Origin of the sequence: Streptomyces sp. NBC_00249 (assembly GCF_026342355.1) — a bacterium.
In the GTDB taxonomy this organism is placed as follows: Bacteria; Actinomycetota; Actinomycetes; order Streptomycetales; family Streptomycetaceae; genus Streptomyces.
This window is the reverse complement of sequence record NZ_JAPEMV010000001.1, coordinates 1,979,686-2,002,210: the sequence shown is the minus strand read 5'-3', so window position 1 is coordinate 2,002,210 and position 22,525 is coordinate 1,979,686. Positions and strand designations below refer to the sequence as shown.

Sequence of the window (22,525 nt, the reverse complement as noted above, 5' to 3'; positions counted from 1 at the left end):
GGCCCGGCGGACTGGCCGGAGCCAGGAGCCGGGGAGGCCCCATGCCGGGGCGAGGAGGACAGGGCATGGTGCAGAAGGCCAAGATCCTCCTGGTCGACGACCGGCCGGAGAATCTGCTGGCGCTGGAGGCCATCCTCTCCGCGCTCGATCAGACACTGGTCCGGGCGTCGTCGGGGGAGGAAGCGCTCAAGGCGCTGCTGACGGACGATTTCGCGGTCATCCTGCTGGATGTCCAGATGCCGGGCATGGACGGGTTCGAGACCGCCGCGCACATCAAGCGGCGCGAGCGGACCCGGGACATCCCGATCATCTTCCTCACCGCGATCAACCACGGTCCGCACCACACCTTCCGCGGGTACGCGGCGGGCGCGGTGGACTACATCTCGAAGCCGTTCGACCCGTGGGTGCTGCGCGCCAAGGTCTCGGTGTTCGTGGAGCTCTACACGAAGAACTGCCAACTGCGGGAGCAGGCGGCCCTGCTGCGCCTCCAGCTGGAGGGCGGCGGTTCCAACGGCGAGGGCAGCAAGGAGACGGCCGGACTGCTGGCCGAACTGTCCGCGCGGCTCGCCGCGGTCGAGGAGCAGGCGGAGGCGCTGACCAAGCAGCTCGGCGAGGACTCGGCCGACGCCGCGGTGGTGGCGACCGCCGCCCACCTGGAGCGCAAGCTGACGGGACTGCGGCGGGCGCTGGACGCGCTGGAGCCGGGTACCGGCGGCGTCGCACCCGTACTGCCCGCTCAGGGCTGAGACCCGCCCGCCGGCGAAGGGGCCCCGCCCGGGGGTCCGCCGGCGGGGCGTCAGGTCTGGCGGGCCGTCAAAGCGCGTACGGACGGGGCGACACGAACGGGTGAAGGGGTGGGCACGCGTGTCCACCGGCGTGCACACCGGTAACCTCGGGCCCATGGCCTCAAGTACGTCCGGTAAGGGTTCCCAGAGCGCCGCGGGCACCGCGAAGGGCCGCACCGGCCGTACGACGGCGCCGGCCAAGAAGGCGGCCCCCGCGCGCAAGCCTCCCGCCAAGAAGGCCGCGGCGGCCAAGCGCCCCGCGGTGAAGAAGGTCGCCGCCAAACCGGCGCCGTCCCCGACGGGGGGCGTGCTGTGGGTCGTACGCCGCTGCTGGCTCGGTCTCGCGCACCTGGTCGGCAAGGTGTTCCGCGGGATCGGCCGGGGCGCGAAGAACCTCGACCCCGCCCACCGCAAGGACGGCGTCGCGCTGCTGCTCCTCGCCCTGGCGCTGATCGTCGCCGCCGGGACCTGGTCGAACCTGAGCGGGCCCGTCGGGGACCTGGTCACCATGCTGGTCACCGGCGCCTTCGGGCGGCTCGACCTGCTCGTGCCGATCCTGCTCGGCGTCATGGCGGTACGTTTCATCCGCCACCCCGAGCAGACCGACGCCAACGGCCGGATCGGCATCGGCCTGTCGGCCCTGGTGATCGGTGTCCTGGGGCTCGTGCACATCGCCTGCGGGGCGCCAGGCCGGGACGAGGGCACCACCGCCATGCAGGACGCGGGCGGGCTCATCGGCTGGGGCGCCTCCAAGCCGCTGATCTTCACGATGGGCGCGCCGCTGGCCGTGCCCATGCTGGTGCTGCTCACCGTGTTCGGGCTGCTGGTGGTCACCGCGACCCCGGTCAACGCGATCCCGCAGCGGCTGCGGCTGCTGGGGATCCGGCTGGGGATCATCGCGCCGAACGAGTACGACGAGGGGTACGGGGAGTCCGAGGACGCCGGGCGGCAGGAGCGCCAGGACCGTCATGACGCCGAGCGGTGGCGCGCCCGTACCGGTGGTGAAGGGTCCGGCGATCCGGCGGACGCCGCCGAGGAGGCGGCGCTGGCCCGGCGCCGCCGGCCGCGGCGGATCGCCGGGCGGCCGGGGGAGCGCGAGATGGACGCCGTCGACGTGGCCGCGGCGGCCGCCGCCGCGCTGGACGGGGTGGTCTACGGGGGGCTGCCGCCGTCCCCGCTGGTCGCCGACCTCACCCAGGGGATCACGCCCGACCGGGAAAGGGTGGAGATCACCGCTCCGGTGCCGCCCGCCCGCGAGGAGCCCGTCCCGGGCCGGGTGGCACCCGCCCCGGTGGCGCCCGTCCCGGTGGAGGAGGAGGCCCCGCACGAGCGGACCGCCGCCGCCTCCGGGACGCTGTCGGTGCCGGACCTGACGAAGACCCCGCCCGAGGCCCAGCCGCTGCCGCCCCGCGCCGAGCAGCTCCAGCTGCGCGGGGACATCACGTACGCGCTGCCCTCGCTGGACCTGCTGGAGAAGGGCGGGCCCGGTAAGACCCGTAGCGCGGCGAACGACGCGGTGGTCGCCTCGCTGACGAACGTGTTCACCGAGTTCAAGGTGGACGCCCAGGTCACCGGCTTCACCCGGGGCCCGACGGTCACCCGCTACGAGGTCACCCTCGGCGCGGCCGTGAAGGTCGAGCGGATCACGGCGCTCGCGAAGAACATCGCCTACGCGGTGGCCTCCCCGGACGTACGGATCATCAGCCCCATCCCCGGCAAGTCGGCGGTCGGCATCGAGATCCCGAACACCGACCGCGAGATGGTCAACCTCGGGGACGTGCTGCGCCTCGCGGACGCCGCCGAGGACGACCATCCGATGCTGGTCGCGCTCGGCAAGGACGTCGAGGGCGGCTACGTCATGGCCAACCTGGCGAAGATGCCGCACGTGCTGGTCGCGGGCGCCACCGGCTCCGGCAAGTCCTCCTGCATCAACTGCCTGATCACCTCGGTCATGGTGCGGGCCACCCCGGAGGACGTCCGGATGGTCCTCGTCGACCCGAAGCGGGTGGAGCTGACGGCGTACGAGGGCATCCCGCACCTGATCACGCCGATCATCACCAACCCCAAGCGGGCCGCCGAGGCCCTCCAGTGGGTGGTGCGCGAGATGGACCTGCGCTACGACGACCTGGCGGCCTTCGGCTACCGGCACATCGACGACTTCAACCAGGCCATCCGGGACGGCAAGATCAAACTGCCGCCGGGCAGCGAGCGCGAGCTCAGCCCGTACCCGTACCTGCTGGTGATCGTCGACGAGCTCGCCGACCTGATGATGGTGGCCCCGCGCGACGTCGAGGACTCGATCGTGCGCATCACGCAGCTGGCCCGCGCGGCCGGCATCCACCTGGTGCTCGCGACCCAGCGGCCGTCGGTGGACGTGGTGACCGGTCTGATCAAGGCGAACGTGCCCTCGCGCCTCGCCTTCGCCACCTCCTCGCTCGCCGACAGCCGGGTCATCCTCGACCAGCCGGGCGCCGAGAAGCTCATCGGCAAGGGCGACGGGCTGTTCCTGCCGATGGGGGCGAACAAGCCGGTCCGCCTCCAGGGCGCCTTCGTCACCGAGGACGAGATCGCCGGGATCGTGCAGCACTGCAAGGACCAGATGGCGCCCGTCTTCCGCGACGACGTCACCGTGGGGCAGAAGCAGAAGAAGGAGATCGACGAGGAGATCGGCGACGACCTGGACCTGCTGTGCCAGGCGGCGGAGCTGGTGGTCTCCACGCAGTTCGGCTCCACCTCGATGCTCCAGCGCAAGCTGCGCGTGGGCTTCGCCAAGGCCGGCCGGCTGATGGACCTGATGGAGTCCCGGGGGGTCGTCGGCCCGAGCGAGGGTTCGAAGGCGCGCGACGTCCTGGTCAAACCGGACGAGCTGGACGGGGTGCTCGCCGTGATCCGCGGCGAGGAGCAGCCGTAGAACGGGGGTCTGAACGGACGACCCGGCGGCTCACTCGACCGTATGGGATCGGCGGGCAACCGTTTCCCTTGGGCGTGCGTCAAGTTGAGGGAGACACCGGCGGGTGTTCCCGGGCCATTCGGATGGCGTAGGGAGCGGACCCTCCGGTTGCCCCACCCTTTCGTCACCCCCCTAGACTGGGAAGCCAGCAGGTGGCTACACGCTCGAAAGGCGCCCTCGTGTCCATCGGCAACTCCAACTCCCCCGAAGAAGAGCGGCCTTCGACCGACGACCGGTCCGAGGACCGCATCGTCGAACGTTCCGTCGAAGAACCGTCGATCGGGACGGCCCTCAAGAAGGCCCGGATCGCCGCCGGGCTCACAGTCGACGAAGTCAGTTCCACCACCCGCGTGCGCATCCCGATCGTGCACGCGATCGAAGAGGACGACTTCACGCGGTGCGGCGGCGACGTCTACGCCCGCGGTCACATCCGTACGCTCGCCCGCGCCGTGCACATCGATCCGGCACCCCTGATCGACAGCTACGACGCGGCCCACGGCGGCCGGCCGGCACCCACCCCCGCCGCGCCGATGTTCGAAGCCGAGCGGATCCGCCCCGAACGGCAGCGGCCCAACTGGACCGCCGCCATGGTCGCCGCCATCGTCGCCGTGATCGGCTTCGTGGGCTTCACCGCCTTCAGCGGCGGCGACGGGGACGGCAAGCGGCCGGTGGCGGAAGGTTCCGCCTCCGCGCAGCCGGCCGGCAAGCCCGCCGGCTCGCCCCAGCAGCCCGCCGGGAAGCCGGCGGACCGGCCCCAGACCCCGCAGGCGCCCAAGCCGGAACCCTCGGACAGCGCCATCGCCGCGGCTCCCAAGGACCTCGTCACCGTGGTCCTGACGGCCGACACCGGCGAGAGCTGGATCTCCGCGAAGGACCACAGCGGCCGGCTGCTCTTCGACGGAACCCTCGCGCAGGGCGAGTCGAAGACCTTCACGGACAAGGAGTCCGTCGACCTCGTCCTCGGCGACGCCGGGGCGGTCAAGCTGTTCGTGAACGGCAAGGAGGTCAAGGACGACTTCCAGTCGGGGCAGGTCGAACGTCTCACTTACACCAAGGACGACCCGAGCCAGGGCCAGGCCCAGGCGGGCTGACCAGCACGGAATAGGAAATTCCGGATCCCCGGGACACCGGGCGGCACCAGCCGCCGGCCCCGGGGATCTTGCTGTGGGGGGACGTGAGGCGGGGGCCGGCGCCGGGACGAAGTAGTCTTGAGTCCATGCCCGAACGCCGTACCGTCGCCCTTGTCACTCTTGGCTGCGCCCGTAACGAGGTGGACTCGGAGGAGCTCGCAGGCCGCTTGGCGGCGGATGGCTGGGAGCTCGTCGAGGACGCCGCCGACGCGGACGTAGCCGTCGTCAACACCTGTGGCTTCGTCGAAGCCGCGAAGAAGGACTCCGTAGACGCCCTGCTGGAAGCCAACGATCTCAAGGATCACGGCAAGACCCAGGCCGTCGTCGCCGTCGGCTGTATGGCCGAGCGCTACGGCAAGGAACTCGCCGAAGCGCTCCCCGAGGCCGACGGAGTCCTCGGCTTCGACGACTACGCCGACATCTCCGACCGCCTCCAGACGATCCTCAACGGAGGCATCCACGCCTCCCACACCCCGCGCGACCGGCGCAAGCTGCTGCCGATCAGCCCGGCGGAGCGCCAGGACGCCGAGGTCGCGCTCCCGGGCCACGCCCAGGAGCCCGAGGCCGCCCCCGCGGACCTCCCCGAGGGCGTCGCGCCCGCCTCCGGCCCCCGCGCGCCCCTGCGCCGCCGCCTGGACAAGAGCCCCGTCGCCTCGGTGAAGCTCGCCTCCGGCTGCGACCGGCGCTGCTCCTTCTGCGCCATCCCGTCCTTCCGCGGCTCCTTCATCTCCCGCCGCCCCAGCGACGTGCTGGGCGAGACGCGCTGGCTCGCCGAGCAGGGCGTCAAGGAGATCATGCTGGTCTCCGAGAACAACACCTCGTACGGCAAGGACCTCGGCGACATCCGCCTGCTGGAGACCCTGCTGCCCGAGCTGGCCGAGGTGGACGGCATCGAGCGCGTCCGCGTCAGCTACCTCCAGCCCGCCGAGATGCGGCCCGGCCTGATCGACGTACTCACCTCGACCCCCAAGGTCGTCCCGTACTTCGACCTGTCCTTCCAGCACTCGGCCCCCGACGTGCTGCGCGCCATGCGCCGCTTCGGCGACACGGACCGCTTCCTGGAACTGCTGGACACCATCCGCTCCAAGGCCCCGACGGCCGGCGTCCGCTCCAACTTCATCGTCGGCTTCCCCGGCGAGAAGGAATCGGACTTCGCGGAGCTGGAGCGTTTCCTCACCCACGCCCGCCTCGACGCCATCGGCGTCTTCGGCTACTCGGACGAGGACGGCACCGAGGCCGTCACCTACGAGAACAAGCTGGACGAGGACACCATCGCCGAGCGCCTCGCGCACATGCAGCGCCTCGCCGAGGAGCTCACCTCGCAGCGCGCGGAGGAGCGGATCGGGGAGACCCTGGAGGTCCTCGTCGAGTCCGTGGAGTCCGTCGACGAGGACGGCGAGGGTGCTTACGGCCGCGCCGCCCACCAGGCCCCCGAGACCGACGGCCAGGTCGTCTTCACCGACGGCACCGGCCTGGTCCCCGGGCGTATCGTCACGGCGAAGGTGGTCGGCACCCTCGGTGTGGACCTCGTCGCCGAGCCCCTGGGCGTGGATCTTGAGGAGGCGGCCGGATGACCGGAGTCCCGGCATCAGCGGCGGGCGGGACCGGCCGCCGGCCCGCGCCCGGCGCGAAGCTCGGGGCCGCGGCCGTCAACCAGGCCAGCTTGTGGAACATCGCCAACATCCTGACGATGATCCGGCTCGTCCTCGTGCCGGGATTCGTCCTGCTGCTGCTCGCCGACGGGGGCTACGACCCCGTCTGGCGGGCGCTGGCGTGGGCCGCCTTCGCCGTCGCCATGATCACGGACATCTTCGACGGGCACCTCGCCCGGACGTACAACCTGGTCACTGACTTCGGGAAGATCGCCGACCCCATCGCCGACAAGGCGATCATGGGGTCGGCGCTCATTTGTCTCTCCTACCTGGGAGACCTGCCCTGGTGGGTCACCGGGGTGATCCTCGGGCGGGAGCTCGGGATCACGCTGATGCGCTTCTGGGTGATCCGGTACGGGGTGATCCCGGCCAGCCGGGGAGGCAAGCTCAAGACCCTCGCGCAGGGCACGGCGGTGGGCATGTACGTGCTCGCGCTGACCGGGCCGCTGGCGACCCTGCGCTTCTGGGTGATGGCGCTCGCCGTCGTGCTGACCGTCGTCACCGGTCTGGACTACATCCGCCAGGCCGTGGTGCTGCGCCGGGCCGGGCTGGCCGAGGAGCGGGCCGAGAGGTGACATACGCGGTGGGGGACGTGCCGGAGGCCGCGCGCGCGGCGGAAGGTGAGGCGGGTGTGGCCGGGGAGGTGCTGCGCCTGCTCGCGGAGAGTGACCAGACCCTGGCCGTCGCCGAATCGCTGACCGGCGGGATGGTGGCGGCCGAACTGACGGCGGTGCCGGGGGCCTCACGCTCCTTCCGCGGCTCCGTCACCGCCTACGCCACCGAGCTGAAGCACCAGGTGCTCGGGGTGGACGCGGGACTGCTGGCGGCCGAAGGCGCGGTGAACGCGCAGGTCGCGGCCGAGATGGCCGCCGGAGTACGGCGCGTGATGGGCGCTTCGTGGGGGATCGCGACGACCGGGGTGGCCGGTCCGGACCCCCAGGACGGGCAGCCCGTGGGAACCGTTTTCATCGCCGTGGCAGGTCCGGGGGGCAGGAAAACGGCCCGGCTGCGGTTGAACGGCTCCCGTACGGAAATCCGTAGGGAGAGTGCACGGACAGTGCTCGAACTCCTCTCGAGCGAACTCCGCGAGAATCTGCGGGGGCAGGATACGGAACAGAACGGGGGGATTTGATGTTTGCAGCCCTGAGTGAACACGACATCGCTCCCCGCACGGCCGCGGCGCGAGGCGGTACGGTGGGGCGTGAAGGTTACGGCTACACGGTCAGAGGAGGGAGCCACCGATGATTCTGCTCCGTCGCCTGCTGGGTGACGTGCTGCGTCGGCAGCGCCAGCGCCAGGGCCGTACTCTGCGCGAAGTCTCCTCGTCCGCCCGAGTTTCTCTCGGCTATCTCTCCGAGGTGGAGCGGGGGCAGAAGGAGGCATCCTCCGAGCTGCTCTCCGCGATCTGCGACGCGTTGGACGTACGGATGTCCGAGCTGATGCGCGAAGTCAGTGACGAGCTGTCGCTGGCAGAGCTTGCGCAGTCGGCCGCCGCAAGCGAACCGGTGCCGGCACCGGTGCGCCCGATGCTCAATTCGGTCTCCGTGGCCTCGGTCACGGGCGGACCCGAACGGGTGACCATCAAGGCGCCCGTGGAAGCGGTGAATGTCGTAGCCGCTTGAGCGTGCACATGAGCTTGTGAGTGTGACCGGAGCCCCGGTCGGTGCGAGAGCGCCGGCCGGGGCTCCTTGTCGTCCGGGGGCGTGCGCGGGGGGCCTGCGGGGGCTCGCGGCGGGTGTTCTGGGTGCGTACGCGCGGGGGGTGCGGGAGGATGGGGCCGTCCGGGAACCGGCCCTCTGGGAGGTGGCCGTGCGGCGGTTACTGATACCCCTCGCGCTGGCGGCGGGCGTCCTGTGGTGGTGGGCCGTCCTGCGGCTGGCGCTGGCCCCGGGCGACTCCGGGGCCGTGGAGGGCGCGGTGGCGGTGGGCGGCTGGGGGCTCGGGCTGCTGCCGGTGCACTGCACGGCGCGCGCGCCCGTGCGGCGCGGACGCGTACGGGGCGGGGCCGAACCGGGGGCGGCCGGGCGGGACCCGGAGGTCACCACGGCATCGACACTCCACCGTTCGGGCGAAGAATCTGCCCCGTCATGAAGGACGAGGCGTCGGAAGCCAGGTAGAGGACGGCCTGGGCGATGTCCTCGGGCTCGCCGACCCGGCGCAGCGGCGACATCCGGACCATGGCGGCCTCGGTCCGCTCCTGGACCTCGCGGCCGTGGCGGCCGGTCATGGGGGTACGGATCCATCCCGGGGCGACGGCGTTGACGCGGATGCCGTGCGGGCCGCTCTCGGTGGCGAGGGTCTTCGTCAGCTGGACCACGGCCGCCTTGGCGGCGCTGTAGCAGAGCAGGCCGGGCTGGGCGGCGTCCACGGCCCCCGAGGCCATGGTGATCACCGAGCCGGGACGGCCGGCGGCGATCATCGCGCGGACGGCTTCCTGGCAGGTGCGCAGGACCCCCTTGAAGTTGATGTCCAGGATCCGGTCGAGGTCCTCGTCGGTGGTCTCCAGGACGCTGCTCGTGTGCATGACCCCGGCGACGGCCGCGGCGATGTCCAGCGGGCCCGCGGCGGCGACGGCGGCCCGCAGGGCGGCGCGGTCGGTGACGTCGAGGGGGTGCGCGGTGGCGGCGCCCCCGGCCTTGCCGATCAGGGCGGCGGTCTGCGCGAGGCCCTGCTCGTCGCGGTCCGCGCAGTGCACGGCCGCGCCGGCTTCGGCGAGGAGCAGGGCGGTGGCGCGGCCTATGCCGCTGGCGGCTCCGGTGACGAGCGCGGTGCGGCCGGAGAGGTCGTACGAGGCGGTGGGTGTGGGCATGCCGGGACCGTACGACCGGATCTGACGGGTCGTCAACTAGTCGGGCCGCTCTGGCAGCGGGGGCACCAGTAGGTGGGGCGGCCGTCCTGCGGGGCCTCGCGGACGGGGGCGCCGCAGCGCAGGCAGGGGCGGTGGGCGCGGCCGTAGACGAAGAGCTCCTGGCCGGGGCGGCGGCTGCCGGTGGTGTTGCGGCGCCGGCCCTCGCCGGTGTTCGCGGCCAGGAGGCGGTGGGCGGCGGCCGCCAGGCGCGGGAGCGTGGACGGCGGGTCGGGGAGGGCGCCGACCGGGGTCCAGGGGGTCACCCGGGCCAGGAAGCAGAGCTCGGCCTTGTAGATGTTGCCGATGCCCGCCAGGTTGCGCTGGTCGAGGAGGGCCTCGCCGAGCGGGCGGCCGGGGTCGGCGAGGAGACGGGCGGCGGCCAGGGCGGGGTCCCAGTCGGGGCCGAGCAGGTCCGGGCCCAGATGGCCCACGGCGACGGCCTCGTCGGCGGTGCGCAGGAGTTCCAGTACGGGCAGGCGGTAGCCGACGGCGGTCGCGTCGGCGGTGGCGAGGACGGCCCGGATCTCGTGGGCGGGGCCGCCGCGCCAGGGCTCGCCGGGGGCGAAGACGCGCCAGGCGCCGTCCATGCGCAGGTGGCTGTGGAGGGTGAGGCCGCCTTCGAGGCGGGCCAGCAGGTGCTTGCCGCGCGGGAGCACTTCGAGGGTGGTGCGGCCGGTGAGGTCGGCGGTGGCGAAGCGGGGGACGCGCAGGTCGGCGGTGGTCAGGGGCCGGCCCGCGAGGGCGGTGTGGAGGCGGGCCGCCGCGCGGTGGACGCTGTCTCCTTCGGGCATGCGGCCATTGTCGCTCCGGGCGGGGCCGGGCGGGGCCGGGCGGGGCGGAGTGCGGAAGGGCGGGCTCGGGGGCGGAGCGCGGAGAACCCCCTGCGGCGGCGGGGTGGCCGTCGCAGGGGGTTCTCCGGTCGGTCAGGAGCGGTGGGGGGCCGGGGGGCCGCCCACTACTTCCAGATGAGCTCCTTGTTCTTGTTCAGCGAGTTGTACGGGTCGCCCCAGTACTCGGCGCCGGAGACCTTCGTCTGCGCGGAGGGGGCCAGGGCGATGGCGCAGCTGGTCTGCGTCTTGCCGTTGGTGAAGCCCTTCGGCAGGGACTCGTTCGGGCACTTCTCGAACTTGCCGATGACCGACACGCCCTGGGCCTCGGAGCCGTCCGCGAGCAGGCCCTTGATGTGGCCGACGGAGGTGAACGACAGGTCCGTCGTACCGGTGTTCTGGACCGAGTAGCGGACGTAGTAGGGGATCATCCCCTTGACCTTGTCGCCGAGCTTGAGCGCGTCGAGGTCGGCCGGGTTGCCCTGCTCGATCGCGGTGACGGTGAGGGCGATCTGGCCGCCCTTGGTGCTGCCGTAGCTGAACGGGACCGTCGCGGCCTCGCCGATCTTGAAGACCTGGCCGGACTTCGCGGTGCCGCCGGTGCCGGGGGCGGGGGCGTCGCCGCCGCCCGTGGAGGCGCTGGGCGCGGCCGAGGCGCTCGGCGGGGTGCTGTAGCCGCCGTCGGCGGCGGGGGCCGAGGAGGAGGGCGAAGCGGCGGGGGCGCTCGGCGCGGCCGGGGTCAGCTCTTCGTTGCCGTCCTTGCAGCCGGTGAGGACGACGGTGCCGGCGACCGCCAGGCCGACCGCGGCCAGGGTGCTTCTACGCATGCTGAAGGTGCTCACTTTTCTTATCCCCCATGTCGGAAAACTGTTCGCACGGCGTCGAACGCGACGTGTGCGATCACCTTGATAAAGCATGAATAAGTACTTCGGTGGCCCCAGGGGCGTCTGGCCGCCGTTTCGTGACATGCCCAAGACATACGTAGCCCGGCTGAGACCGCGCGCCGCCCTCACTCGCGCAGCCGCAGCCCCCTCGGAGTGGCATGGAAACCGGCCGCCTCCAGAGCCGTCCCGAACGGCGAGGTCAGGGCGGCGGCGGCATTGATCCGCTCCACCGTCAGGGCCGGCAGGGTGCCCGCGCGGGAGGCCGAGACCAGGGCCGCCGTGGCCGCCGCGAGGCGCGGGTCGGCGGGCTCCGGCCAGGCCAGCAGGGTCTTGCCGCCCCGCTCCAGGTACAGCGTGAGCTCCCCGTCGACCAGCACCACCAGGGAGCCCGCCTTGCGGCCCGGCTTGTGCGTCGCCCCGGCCGGGGGCTCCGGCCAGGGCAGGGCCGCCCCGTACGCGTTCGCCGGATCGGCCGCCGCCAGCACCACGGCCGCCAGCGGCGGCGGGGTCCGCTCGGCCGCGCGCAGCCGGTCCACCGCCCCGTCCATCGCGAACTGGGCCGCGCCCAGGCCCTCCACCACGTAGCCCCGCCGGGCCTGCCCGCTGTCCTCGAACGCGGACAGGATCCGGTAGACCGCGCTGAAGCCGCCCTCGACCCCCTCCGCCGCCACCGCCCCCCGGGTGACCACGCCGTGGCGGTCCAGCAGGGTCCGGGCCAGGGCGTGCGCCCGGTGCGTCGGATCGGGGGCCCGCCCCGGCAGCAGGGACCAGCGGCCGGAGACCGTGGGCGGGCCCGTACGGGAGACCGTGGCCGAGAGGCTGCCGTACCGGCCGCGCGGGACCGTACGCCGGGCGCGGTGCGCGGTGGCGCCCGCCGTACGGCCCGAGCCCAGCAGGGAACGCAGCGGGGCCAGGGTGTCGTTCGTCAGCCGGCCCGACCAGGCCAGGTCCCACACCGCCGAGGACAGCTCCAGGTCCGTGGCCTCCGGGTGGCGGGCGCGGACCGACTCCGTCAGCTGGCGGAAGAACAGGCCGTACCCGCCGGAGAGGGCATCGAGGACCGCCTGGTGCAGGGGGGACAGCTCCAGCGGGTGCGGCGCCGGGAGCAGCAGGGGCGCCGCCTCCGCCAGGTAGAGGGAGATCCAGCCGTCCTTGCCCGGCAGGGCCCCCGCGCCCGCCCACACCACCTCGCCGGTGGTGGTCAGCTCGTCCAGCAGGGTCGGGGAGTACCCCGCCACCCGGGAGGGCAGGATCAGCCGCTCCAGCGCCGAGGCCGGGACCGGAGCCCCCTGGAGCTGCTCCACCGCCCGGGCCAGGCCGTCAATCCCGCGCAGGCCGCCGCCCAGGTGCTGCCACTGCGGCAGGAAGGTGGCGAGCGAGGCCGGCGGAACCGGCTCCAGCTCCTGGCGCAGGGCCGCCAGGGAGCGGCGCCGCAGCCTGCGCAGCACCCCGGCGTCGCACCACTCCTGGCCGATGCCCGCCGGATGGAACTCGCCCTGGACCACCCGGCCCGCCGCCGCGAGCCGGTGCAGGGCGCCCTCCGTCACCGCCGCGCCCAGGCCGAAGCGGGCGGCCGCGGCGGTGGTGGTGAACGGCCCGTGGGTGCGCGCGTACCGGGCCAGCAGATCCCCGAGGGGATCCTTGACCGGCTCGGTGAAGGCCTCCGGGACCCCGACCGGCAGGGCCGTGCCCAGGGCGTCCCGCAGCCGGCCCGCGTCCTCGACCGCCGCCCAGTGCTCGGCGCCGCCGATCCGGACCCGGACCGCGCGCCGGGCCGCCGCCAGCGCGGGCGCCCAGTCCGGCTCCGCGCCCCGCCCGGCCAGCTCGGCGTCCGTCAGCGGGCCCAGCAGGCGCAGCAGGTCGGCCACCGACTCGGCGTCCTTGGCCCGGCGGTCCTCCGTCAGCCACTGGAGCTCCCGCTCCAGCTCCTCCAGCACCTCGGCGTCGAGCAGTTCGCGCAGCTCCGCCTGGCCCAGCAGCTCCGCCAGCAGCCGCGAGTCCAGCGACAGCGCGGCCGCCCGCCGCTCGGCCAGCGGCGAGTCGCCCTCGTAGAGGAACTGGGCCACGTACCCGAAGAGGAGGGAACGGGCGAAGGGGGAGGGCTCGGGGGTGGTGACCTCGACCATGCGGACCCGGCGGGCCTCGACGTCCCCCATCAACTCGGTCAGGCCGGGCACGTCGAAGACGTCCTGGAGGCACTCCCGTACGGCTTCCAGCACGATCGGGAACGAACCGAACTCCGAGGCCACCTGGAGCAGTTGCGAGGCCCGCTGGCGCTGCTGCCACAGCGGGGTGCGCTTGCCGGGACTGCGGCGCGGCAGCAGCAGCGCGCGGGCCGCGCACTCGCGGAACCGGGACGCGAACAGGGCCGAGCCGCCCACCTGGTCGGTGACGAGCTGCCCGATCTCGCCTTGGTCGAAGGTGACGTCGGCCGCGCCCAGCGGGGCCTGCCCGTCGTCGAACTCGAAGGAGGCGGCGGCGGTGTGCGCCGGGTCGTGGTCGAGGAGGTCCATGCCGAGCAGATCGGCGTCGGGCAGGCGTAGCACGATGCCGTCATCGGCATGCATGACCTGCGCGTCCATCCCGTACCGCTCGGCCAGGCGGGCACCGAGGGCCAGCGCCCAGGGGGCGTGCACCTGGGCGCCGAAGGGGGAGTGGACCACCACCCGCCAGTCGCCCAGCTCGTCACGGAAGCGCTCCACGACGATGGTCCGGTCGTCCGGTACGTGCCCGCAGGCCTCGCGCTGCTCGGCGAGGTACGCCAGTACGTTCTCCGCGGCCCAGGCGTCCAGGCCGGCCGCCAGCAGCCGCAGCCGGGCGTCCTCGGCGGTGAGCCCGCCCAGCTCGCGCAGGAACGCCCCGACGGCACGGCCCAGTTCGAGGGGGCGGCCCAGCTGGTCGCCCTTCCAGAACGGCAGCCGGCCCGGCACCCCCGGCGCCGGGGTGACCAGGACCCGGTCGCGGGTGATGTCCTCGATCCGCCAGGAGCTGGTGCCCAGGGTGAACACGTCGCCCACGCGGGACTCGTAGACCATCTCCTCGTCCAGCTCGCCGACCCGGCCCCCGCCCTTCTTCGGGTCGGAGCCGGCGAGGAAGACACCGAACAGCCCCCGGTCGGGGATGGTGCCGCCGGAGGTGACGGCCAGGCGCTGGGCGCCCGGCCGGCCCGTGACCGTCCCCGCGACCCGGTCCCACACCACCCGGGGTCTCAGCTCGGCGAACGCGTCCGAGGGATAGCGGCCCGCCAGCATGTCCAGCACCGCCGTGAACGCCGACTCGGGCAGCGCCGCGAAGGGCGCCGCCCGCCGCACCAGCGCGAGCAGGTCGTCCAGCTGCCAGGTGTCCATCGCCGTCATCGCGACCAGCTGCTGGGCGAGCACGTCCAGGGGATTGGAGGGGATCCGCAGGGACTCGATCGAACCGGTGCGCATCCGCTCGGTGACCACCGCGGCCTGCACCAGGTCCCCCCGGTACTTGGGGAAGACCACCCCGGTGGAGACCGCGCCCACCTGGTGCCCGGCGCGGCCCACCCGCTGGAGCCCGGAGGCCACCGACGGCGGGGACTCCACCTGCACCACCAGGTCCACGGCGCCCATGTCGATGCCCAGTTCCAGACTGGAGGTGGCGACCACGGCGGGCAACCGGCCCGCCTTCAGGTCCTCCTCGACCTGCGCCCGCTGCTCCTTGGACACCGAGCCGTGGTGCGCGCGGGCCAGCAGCGGCGGCGCGCCGTGCGCGGCGCCCGACTGGGCCATGATCTCGGCCGGGGGAGAGCCCTGCGACAGCGGCTCCCCGACGGCGCGCTCGTAGGCGATCTCGTTCAGCCGGTTGCACAGGCGCTCCGCGAGGCGGCGGGAGTTGGCGAACACGATCGTCGAGCGGTGGGCCTGGACCAGATCCGCGATCCGCTCCTCCACATGCGGCCAGATCGACGGCTTGTCGCCGCCCTCCCGGCCCTCGGTGGCGGGGGAGCCGCCCAACTCGCCCATGTCCTCGACCGGGACGACCACCGACAGGTCGAACTCCTTGGCCGACGGCGGCTGCACGATCTCGACCTTGCCGCGCGGGGCCAGGTAGCGGGCCACCTCCTCCACCGGCCGGACCGTCGCCGACAGACCGATCCGGCGGGCCGGGCGCGGCAGCAGCTCGTCCAGCCGCTCCAGCGACAGGGCCAGATGGGCGCCCCGCTTGGTCCCGGCCACCGCGTGCACCTCGTCCAGGATCACCGTCTCGACCCCCGACAGCGCATCGCGCGCCGCCGAGGTCAGCATCAGGAACAGCGACTCCGGGGTGGTGATCAGGATGTCCGGCGGTCTCTTCGCCAGCGCCCGGCGCTCGGCGGGCGGGGTGTCGCCCGAGCGGATCCCGACCCGGATGTCCGGCTCGGGCAGCCCCAGCCGGGCCGACTCCTGCCGGATCCCCGTCAACGGGCTGCGCAGGTTGCGCTCCACGTCGACCGCGAGGGCCTTCAGCGGCGACACGTACAGCACCCGGCAGCGCTTGCCGGCCTCGGCGGGCGGCGGGGTCGAGGCGAGCCGGTCGAGGGCGGCGAGGAAGGCCGCCAGGGTCTTGCCGGAGCCGGTGGGCGCCACGACCAGGACGTCGGACCCCTCCCCGATCGCCCGCCAGGCCCCCTCCTGGGCGGCCGTGGGCGTGAGGAAGGCCCCCGTGAACCAGGAGCGGGTCGCGGGGGAGAACGAGTCGAGCGCATCGCCTGCCATGCCCCCATCGTGCACCCGGCCACTGACAACGGTCCGGACCTGGGGAAACGCCGCAGTGGGACGGGGCGCAGAATGGGGAGATGGGGACGGACGAGGGGCGCCGGGAGTGGGCACGGCACTGGCAGTACCAGGAGCTACCGGGACTGGACCTGCTGCGCGCCCACTACGTACGCCACACCTTCCCGCGCCACGCGCACGACGGGTACGTCATCGCGGCCGTCACCGGCGGCGTCGAGGAGATCGGCCTGCCCGGCGGGACGGTACGGGCCGGCCCGGGCAGCGTCGTCCTGATCAACCCCGAGGTGGCGCACACCGCGCGCGCAGGGGTCCCCGAGGGCTGGGCCTACGCCACGCTCTACCCCTCCCGCGCCCTGATCACCGAGGTCGCCGCCGAGACGGGCACGCTGCGCGGCACCCCCGGCTTCACCGCCGACATGGTCGCCGACGCGGAGGGCTCCCGGGCCATCACCGAGGTCCACCGGGCCGCCGAGGCCGGGAACGCGCTGGCCGCCGACACCCTGCTGCGGAGCGTGGTGGCCAGGATGCTCGTCCGGCACGCGGGCCCGCTGCCCGCCCGTACGCCGCGCCGCGCGGGCGCCGCCGACGCGGAACGCGCCCGGGCCGTCCTGGAGGAGCGGATGGCCGAGCCGCCCTCGCTGGAGCAGCTCGCGGCGGAGCTCGGCACCAGCCCCTTCGCCCTGCTGCGGGCCTTCCGGGAGCGGTACGGGATGCCGCCGCACACCTGGCTCACCGACGCCCGGGTCCGCCGGGCGCGCCGGCTGCTGGACGCGGGGACCCCGCCGGCCGAGGCGGCCGTCACCGTCGGCTTCACCGACCAGCCGCACCTGAACCGGCACTTCACCCGCATCGTCGGCGTCCCCCCGGGCGCGTACCGGCGGGAGCGGGCGGGGGGCTAGGGCCTGAGCAGGTCCGGCGTGCAAGAACGTACAAGACCCGCCCGGCCCGTCCTGCGTACGTTCGGGGGGTGGGAGAACATCAGATGGTGATACAGGAGACCCCCGAGAGGGTCTCCGAGGGGCGGCCGCGTGCCGCCGTCGTCCGGGACGCGCTCGGGGTGGGGGTGGCCGTCGGGCTGTCCGGGTTCGCCTTCGGGGTGACCGCCGCCGGGGCCGGGATCAGCACGCTGCAGGCGTGTGTGCTGAGCCTGCTCGTCTTCACCGGCGCCTCGCAGTTCGCGCTGGTCGGAGCACTCGCGGCGGGCGGGAACCCGTTCACCGCCGCCGCCGGGGCCTTCTTCCTCGGCACCCGCAACGCCTTCTACGGCCTGCGGCTGTCCCAGCTGCTCGCGCTGCCCCGCGCGGTGCGCCCCCTGGCCGCGCACTGGGTCATCGACGAGACCACCGCCGTGGCGCTGGCCCAGCCCGACCGCAGGTCCGCCCGGCTCGGCTTCACCGTCACCGGACTCACCCTGTACGTGCTGTGGAACCTCACCACCCTGCTGGGCGCGCTCGGCGCCGAAGCCATCGGGGACACCTCCGCCTGGGGGCTGGACGCCGCCGGGCCCGCCGTCTTCCTGGCCCTGCTCGCGCCGATGCTGAAGACCGCCACCGAGCGGGCCGTCGCCGCCCTCGCGCTCGTCCTCGGCCTGGGCTTCCTGCCGGTGCTGCCCGCAGGGGTGCCCGTACTGATCGCCGCGCTCGCCGCGCCCGCCGTGCTGTGGATGAAGGGACGCCGCTCGTGAACGTCTGGATCGCCATCGGGCTCACCGTCGTCGGCTGCTACGCCGTCAAGCTCGCCGGACTGCTCGTGCCCGCCGGGGCCCTGGAGCGGCCCGCCGTCCGCAAGCTCTCCGCCCTGCTCCCGGTCGCGCTGCTCGCCGCGCTCACCGCCCAGCAGACCTTCAGCACCGGCCACGAACTGGTCCTCGACGCCCGGGCCGCCGGACTCGCGGCCGCCGGCGTGGCGCTGCTGCTGCGGGCTCCGTTCCTGCTGGTGGTCGCGGCCGCGGTGGTGGTCACCGCGGGCGTACGGGCCCTGGGGGGCTGACCGGACCGGCAGGACCGGCCAGGTCGGCGGGGCCCGCCGCGCCCAGCGGCCGCCCGTACGCGCGCAGCGTCAGCAGGGCCTCCACGGTGACGATCGGCCGCCGCTCCAGCGAGCTGCCCGGCGCCCAGGCCCGGCGGCGCACCGGCCAGCCGCCGTCCGGCTGCTGCTCGGCCGCGAGGAGGTCGAGCGAACGGCCCATCTCCTCGTCCGTGAACCAGCCCCGGGCCAGCGACTCCGGCCGCCGCGCGTAGTCGTGCGGGAACAGCAGCTCGCCCGGCGCGTAGCCGGGGGAGGCCGGGTACTCCTCGCGCCGCCCCGGGTCGAGCACCGCCAGGCGCCGCTCGCGCACCAGCCGGCCCAGCCGGTCCGCGGCCGCCGCCGCGCGGGGCCGGTCGGGGGCGCCGTCGAGGAAGGCCACCGCGCTCTGGACCTCGTACGGGTGCGAGTGGCGCAGCGTCTCGACCCGCTCCCAGCAGAAGTCCGTGGCCCGGAACAGCCACGCGTGCCAGATCCGGTTGCGGTGCAGCACCCCGACGACCGGGCCCGTGGTCAGCAGCTCGCCCGGCGGATCGTCGAGCACCGGGTGGTAGGGGGCCGACGGGTAGTCGCGCGGGGCCGGGCGGACCAGCGGCAGCGCGCCGTCGGGGGTGGAGATCCCGGTCAGGTGGCGGCACAGCCGCTCGACGCGCTGCCCGCCGCAGCGGCCGAGGCCGTCGAGGATCCGCAGGGCGTGCGCGGTGTGCAGGGGCTGGCTCAGCGGGCCGCGCAGATCCGGGTCGAGGGCGTGGCCGTAGCCGCCGTCGCCGCCCAGGTACGCGCCGAGGGCCGCGTCCACCGGGTCGGCGTCCCCGCCGAGGAAGTGGAACGCGAACCGCCGCTGTTCCAGGACCCGGGCCGTGAGCCAGATGAACTGCTCGGCGCGGGCCAGCGGGGAAGCTTCGTCTCCAGGCATGCGAGAAACCGTAGGGGCCGGGGAGCCGCGGAGGGGGGACGAACGGGGCCGGTGCACTCTCCGGGGCGGGATACTGGAGGCATGCGGTTGACGATTTTCTGGGAGCGGATGGCGGAGCACTTCGGTGCCGGCTACGCGGAGTCCTTCGCCCGGGACCACGTGATGACGGAACTCGGGGGGCGCACCGTCCACCAGGCGCTCGACGCGGGCTGGGAGACCAAGGACGTGTGGCGCGCGGTGTGTTCGGCGATGGACGTGCCGGCCTCCCTGCGCTGACCGCGCCGGGGGCCGCCGTCGCTTCGTGGTTCGGGTGGCGGGTGGGACAGACTGGGGCGCGTGGCAGCGACAGACGAGACGACCCGCCCGCGCGACGAGGCCCCGGGAGGTCACCGGAGCCCGGCGGAGCCGCAGGCCCGGCGGGGTCCCGGCCCCCAGCGAGGTCCCGGCGCCCAGGCGGGCCCGGAGGCCGGGGCGGGCGCCGAGGCCCCGCGGGGCGTGGGTGTGGGGGAAGCGGAGTCCGGGGCGGGGCCCTGGCCCACCGACCCCGCCGGGCCGGGCGGTCCCGCCGGACGGGCACCCGGGCAGGCCGGGCCGGAGGCGCGGATGCCGCGCTGGCTGCCGCGCGCGGTGATCCTCGTACTGGCCCTCGTGGCCTGCTTCCAGCTCGGCAGCTGGGCCTTCCACCAGCTGATCGGGCTGCTCCTCAACATCCTGATCGCCTTCTTCCTCGCGCTCGCCGTCGAACCGGCCGTCACCAGGATGGCGGCCCGCGGAATGCGCCGCGGGCTCGCCACCTTCCTGGTGTTCCTCGGGGTGTTCGTCGCGGTGGCCGGCTTCCTCGCGCTGCTCGGTTCGATGCTGGCCGGGCAGATCGTCGACATCGTGGCGAGCTTCCCGCGCTACCTCGACTCGGTGATCGGCTCGATCAACGCGACCTTCCACACCGAGCTGTCCCGGCTGGAGATCCAGGACAGCCTGCTGCACTCCGACTGGCTCCAGAAGTACGTGCAGAACAGCGCGAGCGGGGTGCTCGACGTGTCCGCCACCGTGCTCGGCGGACTGTTCAAGCTGCTGACGATCGGCCTGTTCTCCTTCTACTTCGCCGCCGACGGGCCCCGGCTGCGCCGCGCGCTGTGCTCCGTACTGCCGCCGGCCAAGCAGGCGGAGGTGCTGCGGGCCTGGGAGATCGCCGTCGCCAAGACGGGCGGCTACCTGTACTCGCGCGGGCTGATGGCGCTGATCTCCGGGATCGCGCACTACATCCTCTTCGTGATCCTCGATGTGCCGTACGCGCCCGCGCTCGCGGTGTGGGTGGGGCTGGTCTCCCAGTTCATCCCCACCATCGGCACCTACCTGGCGGGCGCGCTGCCCATCCTGATCGCCTTCACGGTCAATCCCTGGTACGCGCTGTACGTGCTCGGATTCGTGGTGGTCTACCAGCAGTTCGAGAACTACGTGCTGCAGCCCAAGCTGACCTCGAAGACCGTGGACATCCATCCGGCGGTGGCCTTCGGCTCGGTCGTCGCGGGCACCGCCCTGCTGGGCGCGGTCGGGGCGCTGATCGCGATCCCGGCCGTCGCCACACTGCAGGCCTTCCTCGGCGCCTACGTCAGGCGCTACGAGCTGACGCGGGACGCGGCCGCCTCTACTGCGCCGTCCCGTCCGTGGAGCCGAGTACGGCTGCCAAGGCGTCGCTGACCGTCGACTCGACGGCGGCCTTGTCCACGCCCAGGCCGCTGAGCGGGCCCGTGCCGTTCTCCAGTTCCAGGAGCGCGAGCAGGATGTGTTCGGTGCCGACGTAGCCGTGGCCCAGGCGCAGTGCCTCGCGGAAGGTGAGCTCCAGGGCCTTCTTCGCGGAGGCGTCGAAGGGGATCAGGTCGGGGACCTCCGCCTCGGCCGGGGGCAGGGCGGCGGCCGCGGCGGCGCGTACGGCGTCCAGCGCGGCGCCCTGCGCGGTGAGGGCGAGGCCGGCGAGGCCGTCGGCCTCGGCCGTCAGGCCCAGGACGAGGTGCTCGGTGCGGATCTCGGTGTTGCCGGCGGCGCGGGCCTCGTTCTGCGCGGCCATGACGACGTTGCGGGCGCGGGGGGTGAAGCGGCCGAAGCCCTCGTTCGGGTCGAGGCCGGGGTCGCCCTCCTTGTCGGCCTTGGGGACGAAGCGCTTCTGGGCGGCCTGCCGGGTGACGCCCATGCTGCGGCCGATGTCGGTCCAGGAGGCGCCGGAGCGGCGGGCCTGGTCGACGAAGTGGCCGATGAGGTGGTCGGCGACGTCACCGAGGTGCTCGGCGGCGACGACGGCGTCGCTGAGCTGTTCCAGGGTGTCGCTGTGGACGTTCTTGATGGCCTCGATCAGGTCGTCGAGGCGTACCGGATTGGTCATGCGAACGGGTTCCACGGAAGGGTTCGTCATGAGTGCAACCCTAGGTTGACGGTCGGGAGGGTGTCAACCGTCGGTTGTCAGTCCGGGGGTGCTCCTGGTTCGCGTATAGGTCCGGGATGTGGGGGCTGCGTACACCTGACGGTCATGAGTGTCGATACGACTGCCGGCCGGACGGCCGTGGACCCGGGCCGCGCCGCCCTGCGCGCCTTCGCGGGGCGGGCCCCGGCTCCCGCCTCCCCCGCCCGGGCCACCGCCCTGCACAGCGGCGGCGTCGCGGCGGCCGCGCTGCTGGCGCTCGTGGGCATCGGCGCGCTGCTGCGCGAGCCGGTGCTGATCCCGCCGATCGCGGCGAGCGCGGCGATCGTCTACGGGGTGCCCGCGCTGCCGTTGGCCCAGCCGCGCAGCGTCGTCGCGGGGCACCTGCTGTGCGCGGCGGTCGGCTATCTGGGGCTGGCCCTGCTGGGGGACGCGCCGTGGGTGGCCGCGCTGGCGGCGGGCGTGGCGGTGGGGGTCATGACCCTGGCCCGGACCCCGCACTCGCCGGCGGCGGCGACCACGGTGGTGGTGGTGCTCCAGGCGCCGGATCCGGTGCGGTTCGTGCCGCTGCTGGCCGGGGCGGCGGTGCTGCTGGTGCTGGCCGGGATGGCCGCGTCACGGGCGCGGCGGGGGGCCGTGCGGTACCCCGTGTACTGGTGGTGACCCGCCGGGGGAGCGGGGGGACCGGGGACGTGACCCCCCGCGCCGCCCGGCGGTCCGTCCGCGCCGTCAGGCGGCGGGCTGGCCCTGGCCGGTCAGCAGGCCGAGCAGCTGGTCCATCTCGTTGCGCCAGATGCGGTGCACGTTCATCCGGGTCGGCTTGGCCTGGCCCGGCAGCTGCATGTGGAACGAGCTCCAGATGGCGTTGCGCTTGATCTCGCTGATGGTGCCGACCGCCTCGGCGGGCGATATCGCGAACACGATCTCCTGCGGGCGGTTGCTCATGCGGCTCGCCTTGTGGAGCGCCACGGCCTGCTCGGTGACGGTGACGAAGTAGTAGGTGAGGAACGCCTGGCCGATGAGGCCGAGGGCGCTCATCAGCCACACGCTGGGGCCCGCGACGGCCTGGATCGTGACGAGGGGCCGGTCGCCGGGGTTGGCCTCGGCGAGGGCGGTCGCCACCTGCTGCTGGATCGTGGCCTTCTTGACGGCCATGGGTCCTCCTGAGCGGAATTGAGCGCTCCCCGTGGTCGGGGGCACCGCAGAGTACCGGCCGCCGGAGGGGGGTCCCGAGTCAGCCCGGAGGCGTGGGTCATGCGCCCCGGAATGCTGCATTCCGACCGCCTCGTGGGGTGTTGGGGCGGTTGTGGGCGGATGGATCCGGTGTTCCCGGCGCCCGCCCCTCCCGCTCCCTCC

The 22,525-nt window shown here is 73.8% G+C and carries 21 protein-coding genes; 14 read left to right on the top strand and 7 right to left on the bottom strand.

All coding sequences use genetic code 11. The annotated features are described in order from the left end of the window. The first annotated feature begins 65 nt into the window (after nt 1–65). The 8 genes from OOK31_RS08800 (at nt 66) to OOK31_RS08765 (ending at nt 8,608) form a co-directional block, all read left to right on the top strand. Nucleotides 66–746, top strand: a complete 681-nt coding sequence (locus OOK31_RS08800) for a two-component system response regulator (protein WP_267011779.1) — start codon at nt 66–68, stop codon at nt 744–746. A gap of 154 nt (nt 747–900) precedes the next feature. Beyond that, on the top strand, nt 901–3,696 hold the full coding sequence (locus tag OOK31_RS08795; protein WP_267011778.1) for a DNA translocase FtsK: 2,796 nt from the start codon (nt 901–903) through the stop codon (nt 3,694–3,696). Nucleotides 3,697–3,914: 218 nt separating this feature from the next. Then, entirely contained in the window at nt 3,915–4,826 is a 912-nt protein-coding gene (locus OOK31_RS08790) for a RodZ domain-containing protein (RefSeq protein ID WP_267011874.1), read from the top strand. A gap of 125 nt (nt 4,827–4,951) precedes the next feature. Continuing rightward, nucleotides 4,952–6,439 carry a 30S ribosomal protein S12 methylthiotransferase RimO gene (gene rimO, locus OOK31_RS08785; RefSeq protein ID WP_267011777.1) on the top strand — a complete coding sequence of 496 codons (1,488 nt, stop codon included), beginning with the start codon at nt 4,952–4,954 and terminating at the stop codon, nt 6,437–6,439. Continuing rightward, nucleotides 6,436–7,092 carry a CDP-diacylglycerol--glycerol-3-phosphate 3-phosphatidyltransferase gene (gene pgsA, locus OOK31_RS08780; RefSeq protein WP_267011776.1) on the top strand — a complete coding sequence of 219 codons (657 nt, stop codon included), beginning with the start codon at nt 6,436–6,438 and terminating at the stop codon, nt 7,090–7,092. The genes rimO and pgsA overlap by 4 nt, the downstream gene beginning before the upstream one ends. A gap of 17 nt (nt 7,093–7,109) precedes the next feature. Continuing rightward, entirely contained in the window at nt 7,110–7,649 is a 540-nt protein-coding gene (locus OOK31_RS08775; RefSeq protein WP_267011775.1) for a CinA family protein, read from the top strand. Between the two features lie 109 nt (nt 7,650–7,758). Continuing rightward, nucleotides 7,759–8,139: a helix-turn-helix domain-containing protein gene (locus tag OOK31_RS08770; protein ID WP_007266936.1), complete on the top strand. Its 381-nt coding sequence runs from the start codon at nt 7,759–7,761 to the stop codon at nt 8,137–8,139. A 187-nt stretch (nt 8,140–8,326) separates the two neighbouring features. Further along, nucleotides 8,327–8,608 carry a hypothetical protein gene (locus tag OOK31_RS08765; protein WP_267011774.1) on the top strand — a complete coding sequence of 94 codons (282 nt, stop codon included), beginning with the start codon at nt 8,327–8,329 and terminating at the stop codon, nt 8,606–8,608. On the opposite strand, the gene OOK31_RS08760 is transcribed toward OOK31_RS08765, so the two are convergent. The 4 genes from OOK31_RS08760 to OOK31_RS08745 form a co-directional block, all read right to left on the bottom strand. Continuing rightward, the gene (locus tag OOK31_RS08760) at nt 8,556–9,326 is read right to left on the bottom strand and encodes an SDR family NAD(P)-dependent oxidoreductase (protein ID WP_267011773.1); all 771 of its coding nucleotides are present in this window, start codon (nt 9,324–9,326) and stop codon (nt 8,556–8,558) included. The two genes, OOK31_RS08765 and OOK31_RS08760, sit on opposite strands and share 53 nt — an antisense overlap. Before the next feature lie 32 nt (nt 9,327–9,358). Further along, nucleotides 9,359–10,156, bottom strand: a complete 798-nt coding sequence (locus tag OOK31_RS08755) for an Fpg/Nei family DNA glycosylase (RefSeq protein ID WP_267011772.1) — start codon at nt 10,154–10,156, stop codon at nt 9,359–9,361. Nucleotides 10,157–10,320: 164 nt separating this feature from the next. Then, nucleotides 10,321–11,019 carry a hypothetical protein gene (locus tag OOK31_RS08750; protein WP_267011771.1) on the bottom strand — a complete coding sequence of 233 codons (699 nt, stop codon included), beginning with the start codon at nt 11,017–11,019 and terminating at the stop codon, nt 10,321–10,323. A 182-nt stretch (nt 11,020–11,201) separates the two neighbouring features. Beyond that, a complete protein-coding gene (locus tag OOK31_RS08745; protein WP_267011770.1) occupies nt 11,202–15,797 on the bottom strand; it encodes an ATP-dependent helicase in 4,596 nt (1,531 codons plus the stop codon). 80 nt (nt 15,798–15,877) lie between these two features. Between OOK31_RS08745 and OOK31_RS08740 the strand changes: the two genes are divergently transcribed. The 3 genes from OOK31_RS08740 to OOK31_RS08730 all read left to right on the top strand — a co-directional run bounded on the left by OOK31_RS08740 (nt 15,878) and on the right by OOK31_RS08730 (nt 17,804). Further along, the gene (locus OOK31_RS08740) at nt 15,878–16,714 is read left to right on the top strand and encodes an AraC family transcriptional regulator (RefSeq protein WP_267011769.1); all 837 of its coding nucleotides are present in this window, start codon (nt 15,878–15,880) and stop codon (nt 16,712–16,714) included. Between the two features lie 83 nt (nt 16,715–16,797). Then, entirely contained in the window at nt 16,798–17,499 is a 702-nt protein-coding gene (locus tag OOK31_RS08735; protein WP_267011768.1) for an AzlC family ABC transporter permease, read from the top strand. Continuing rightward, nucleotides 17,496–17,804 (top strand): AzlD domain-containing protein, encoded by a 309-nt coding sequence (locus OOK31_RS08730; RefSeq protein WP_267011767.1) that lies wholly within the window; start codon nt 17,496–17,498, stop codon nt 17,802–17,804. The genes OOK31_RS08735 and OOK31_RS08730 overlap by 4 nt, the downstream gene beginning before the upstream one ends. On the opposite strand, the gene OOK31_RS08725 is transcribed toward OOK31_RS08730, so the two are convergent. Beyond that, nucleotides 17,773–18,756: a hypothetical protein gene (locus tag OOK31_RS08725; RefSeq protein WP_267011766.1), complete on the bottom strand. Its 984-nt coding sequence runs from the start codon at nt 18,754–18,756 to the stop codon at nt 17,773–17,775. The two genes, OOK31_RS08730 and OOK31_RS08725, sit on opposite strands and share 32 nt — an antisense overlap. Before the next feature lie 81 nt (nt 18,757–18,837). Between OOK31_RS08725 and OOK31_RS08720 the strand changes: the two genes are divergently transcribed. Together OOK31_RS08720 and OOK31_RS08715 are read left to right on the top strand one after the other, a co-directional pair. Next, nucleotides 18,838–19,032 carry a DUF3046 domain-containing protein gene (locus OOK31_RS08720; RefSeq protein ID WP_267011765.1) on the top strand — a complete coding sequence of 65 codons (195 nt, stop codon included), beginning with the start codon at nt 18,838–18,840 and terminating at the stop codon, nt 19,030–19,032. A gap of 60 nt (nt 19,033–19,092) precedes the next feature. Then, complete coding sequence (locus tag OOK31_RS08715; protein ID WP_323188192.1) at nt 19,093–20,454, top strand: AI-2E family transporter; 1,362 nt, start codon at nt 19,093–19,095, stop codon at nt 20,452–20,454. Here OOK31_RS08715 and OOK31_RS08710 read toward each other — a convergent pair. Beyond that, nucleotides 20,402–21,163 (bottom strand): Clp protease N-terminal domain-containing protein, encoded by a 762-nt coding sequence (locus OOK31_RS08710; protein WP_267011764.1) that lies wholly within the window; start codon nt 21,161–21,163, stop codon nt 20,402–20,404. The genes OOK31_RS08715 and OOK31_RS08710 overlap by 53 nt on opposite strands. A gap of 114 nt (nt 21,164–21,277) precedes the next feature. On the opposite strand from OOK31_RS08710, the gene OOK31_RS08705 reads away from it, so the two are divergent. Then, nucleotides 21,278–21,832, top strand: a complete 555-nt coding sequence (locus tag OOK31_RS08705; protein ID WP_323188191.1) for an HPP family protein — start codon at nt 21,278–21,280, stop codon at nt 21,830–21,832. A gap of 66 nt (nt 21,833–21,898) precedes the next feature. On the opposite strand, the gene OOK31_RS08700 is transcribed toward OOK31_RS08705, so the two are convergent. After that, the gene (locus OOK31_RS08700; RefSeq protein ID WP_267011763.1) at nt 21,899–22,324 is read right to left on the bottom strand and encodes a hypothetical protein; all 426 of its coding nucleotides are present in this window, start codon (nt 22,322–22,324) and stop codon (nt 21,899–21,901) included. Between the last annotated feature and the right edge of the window lie 201 nt (nt 22,325–22,525).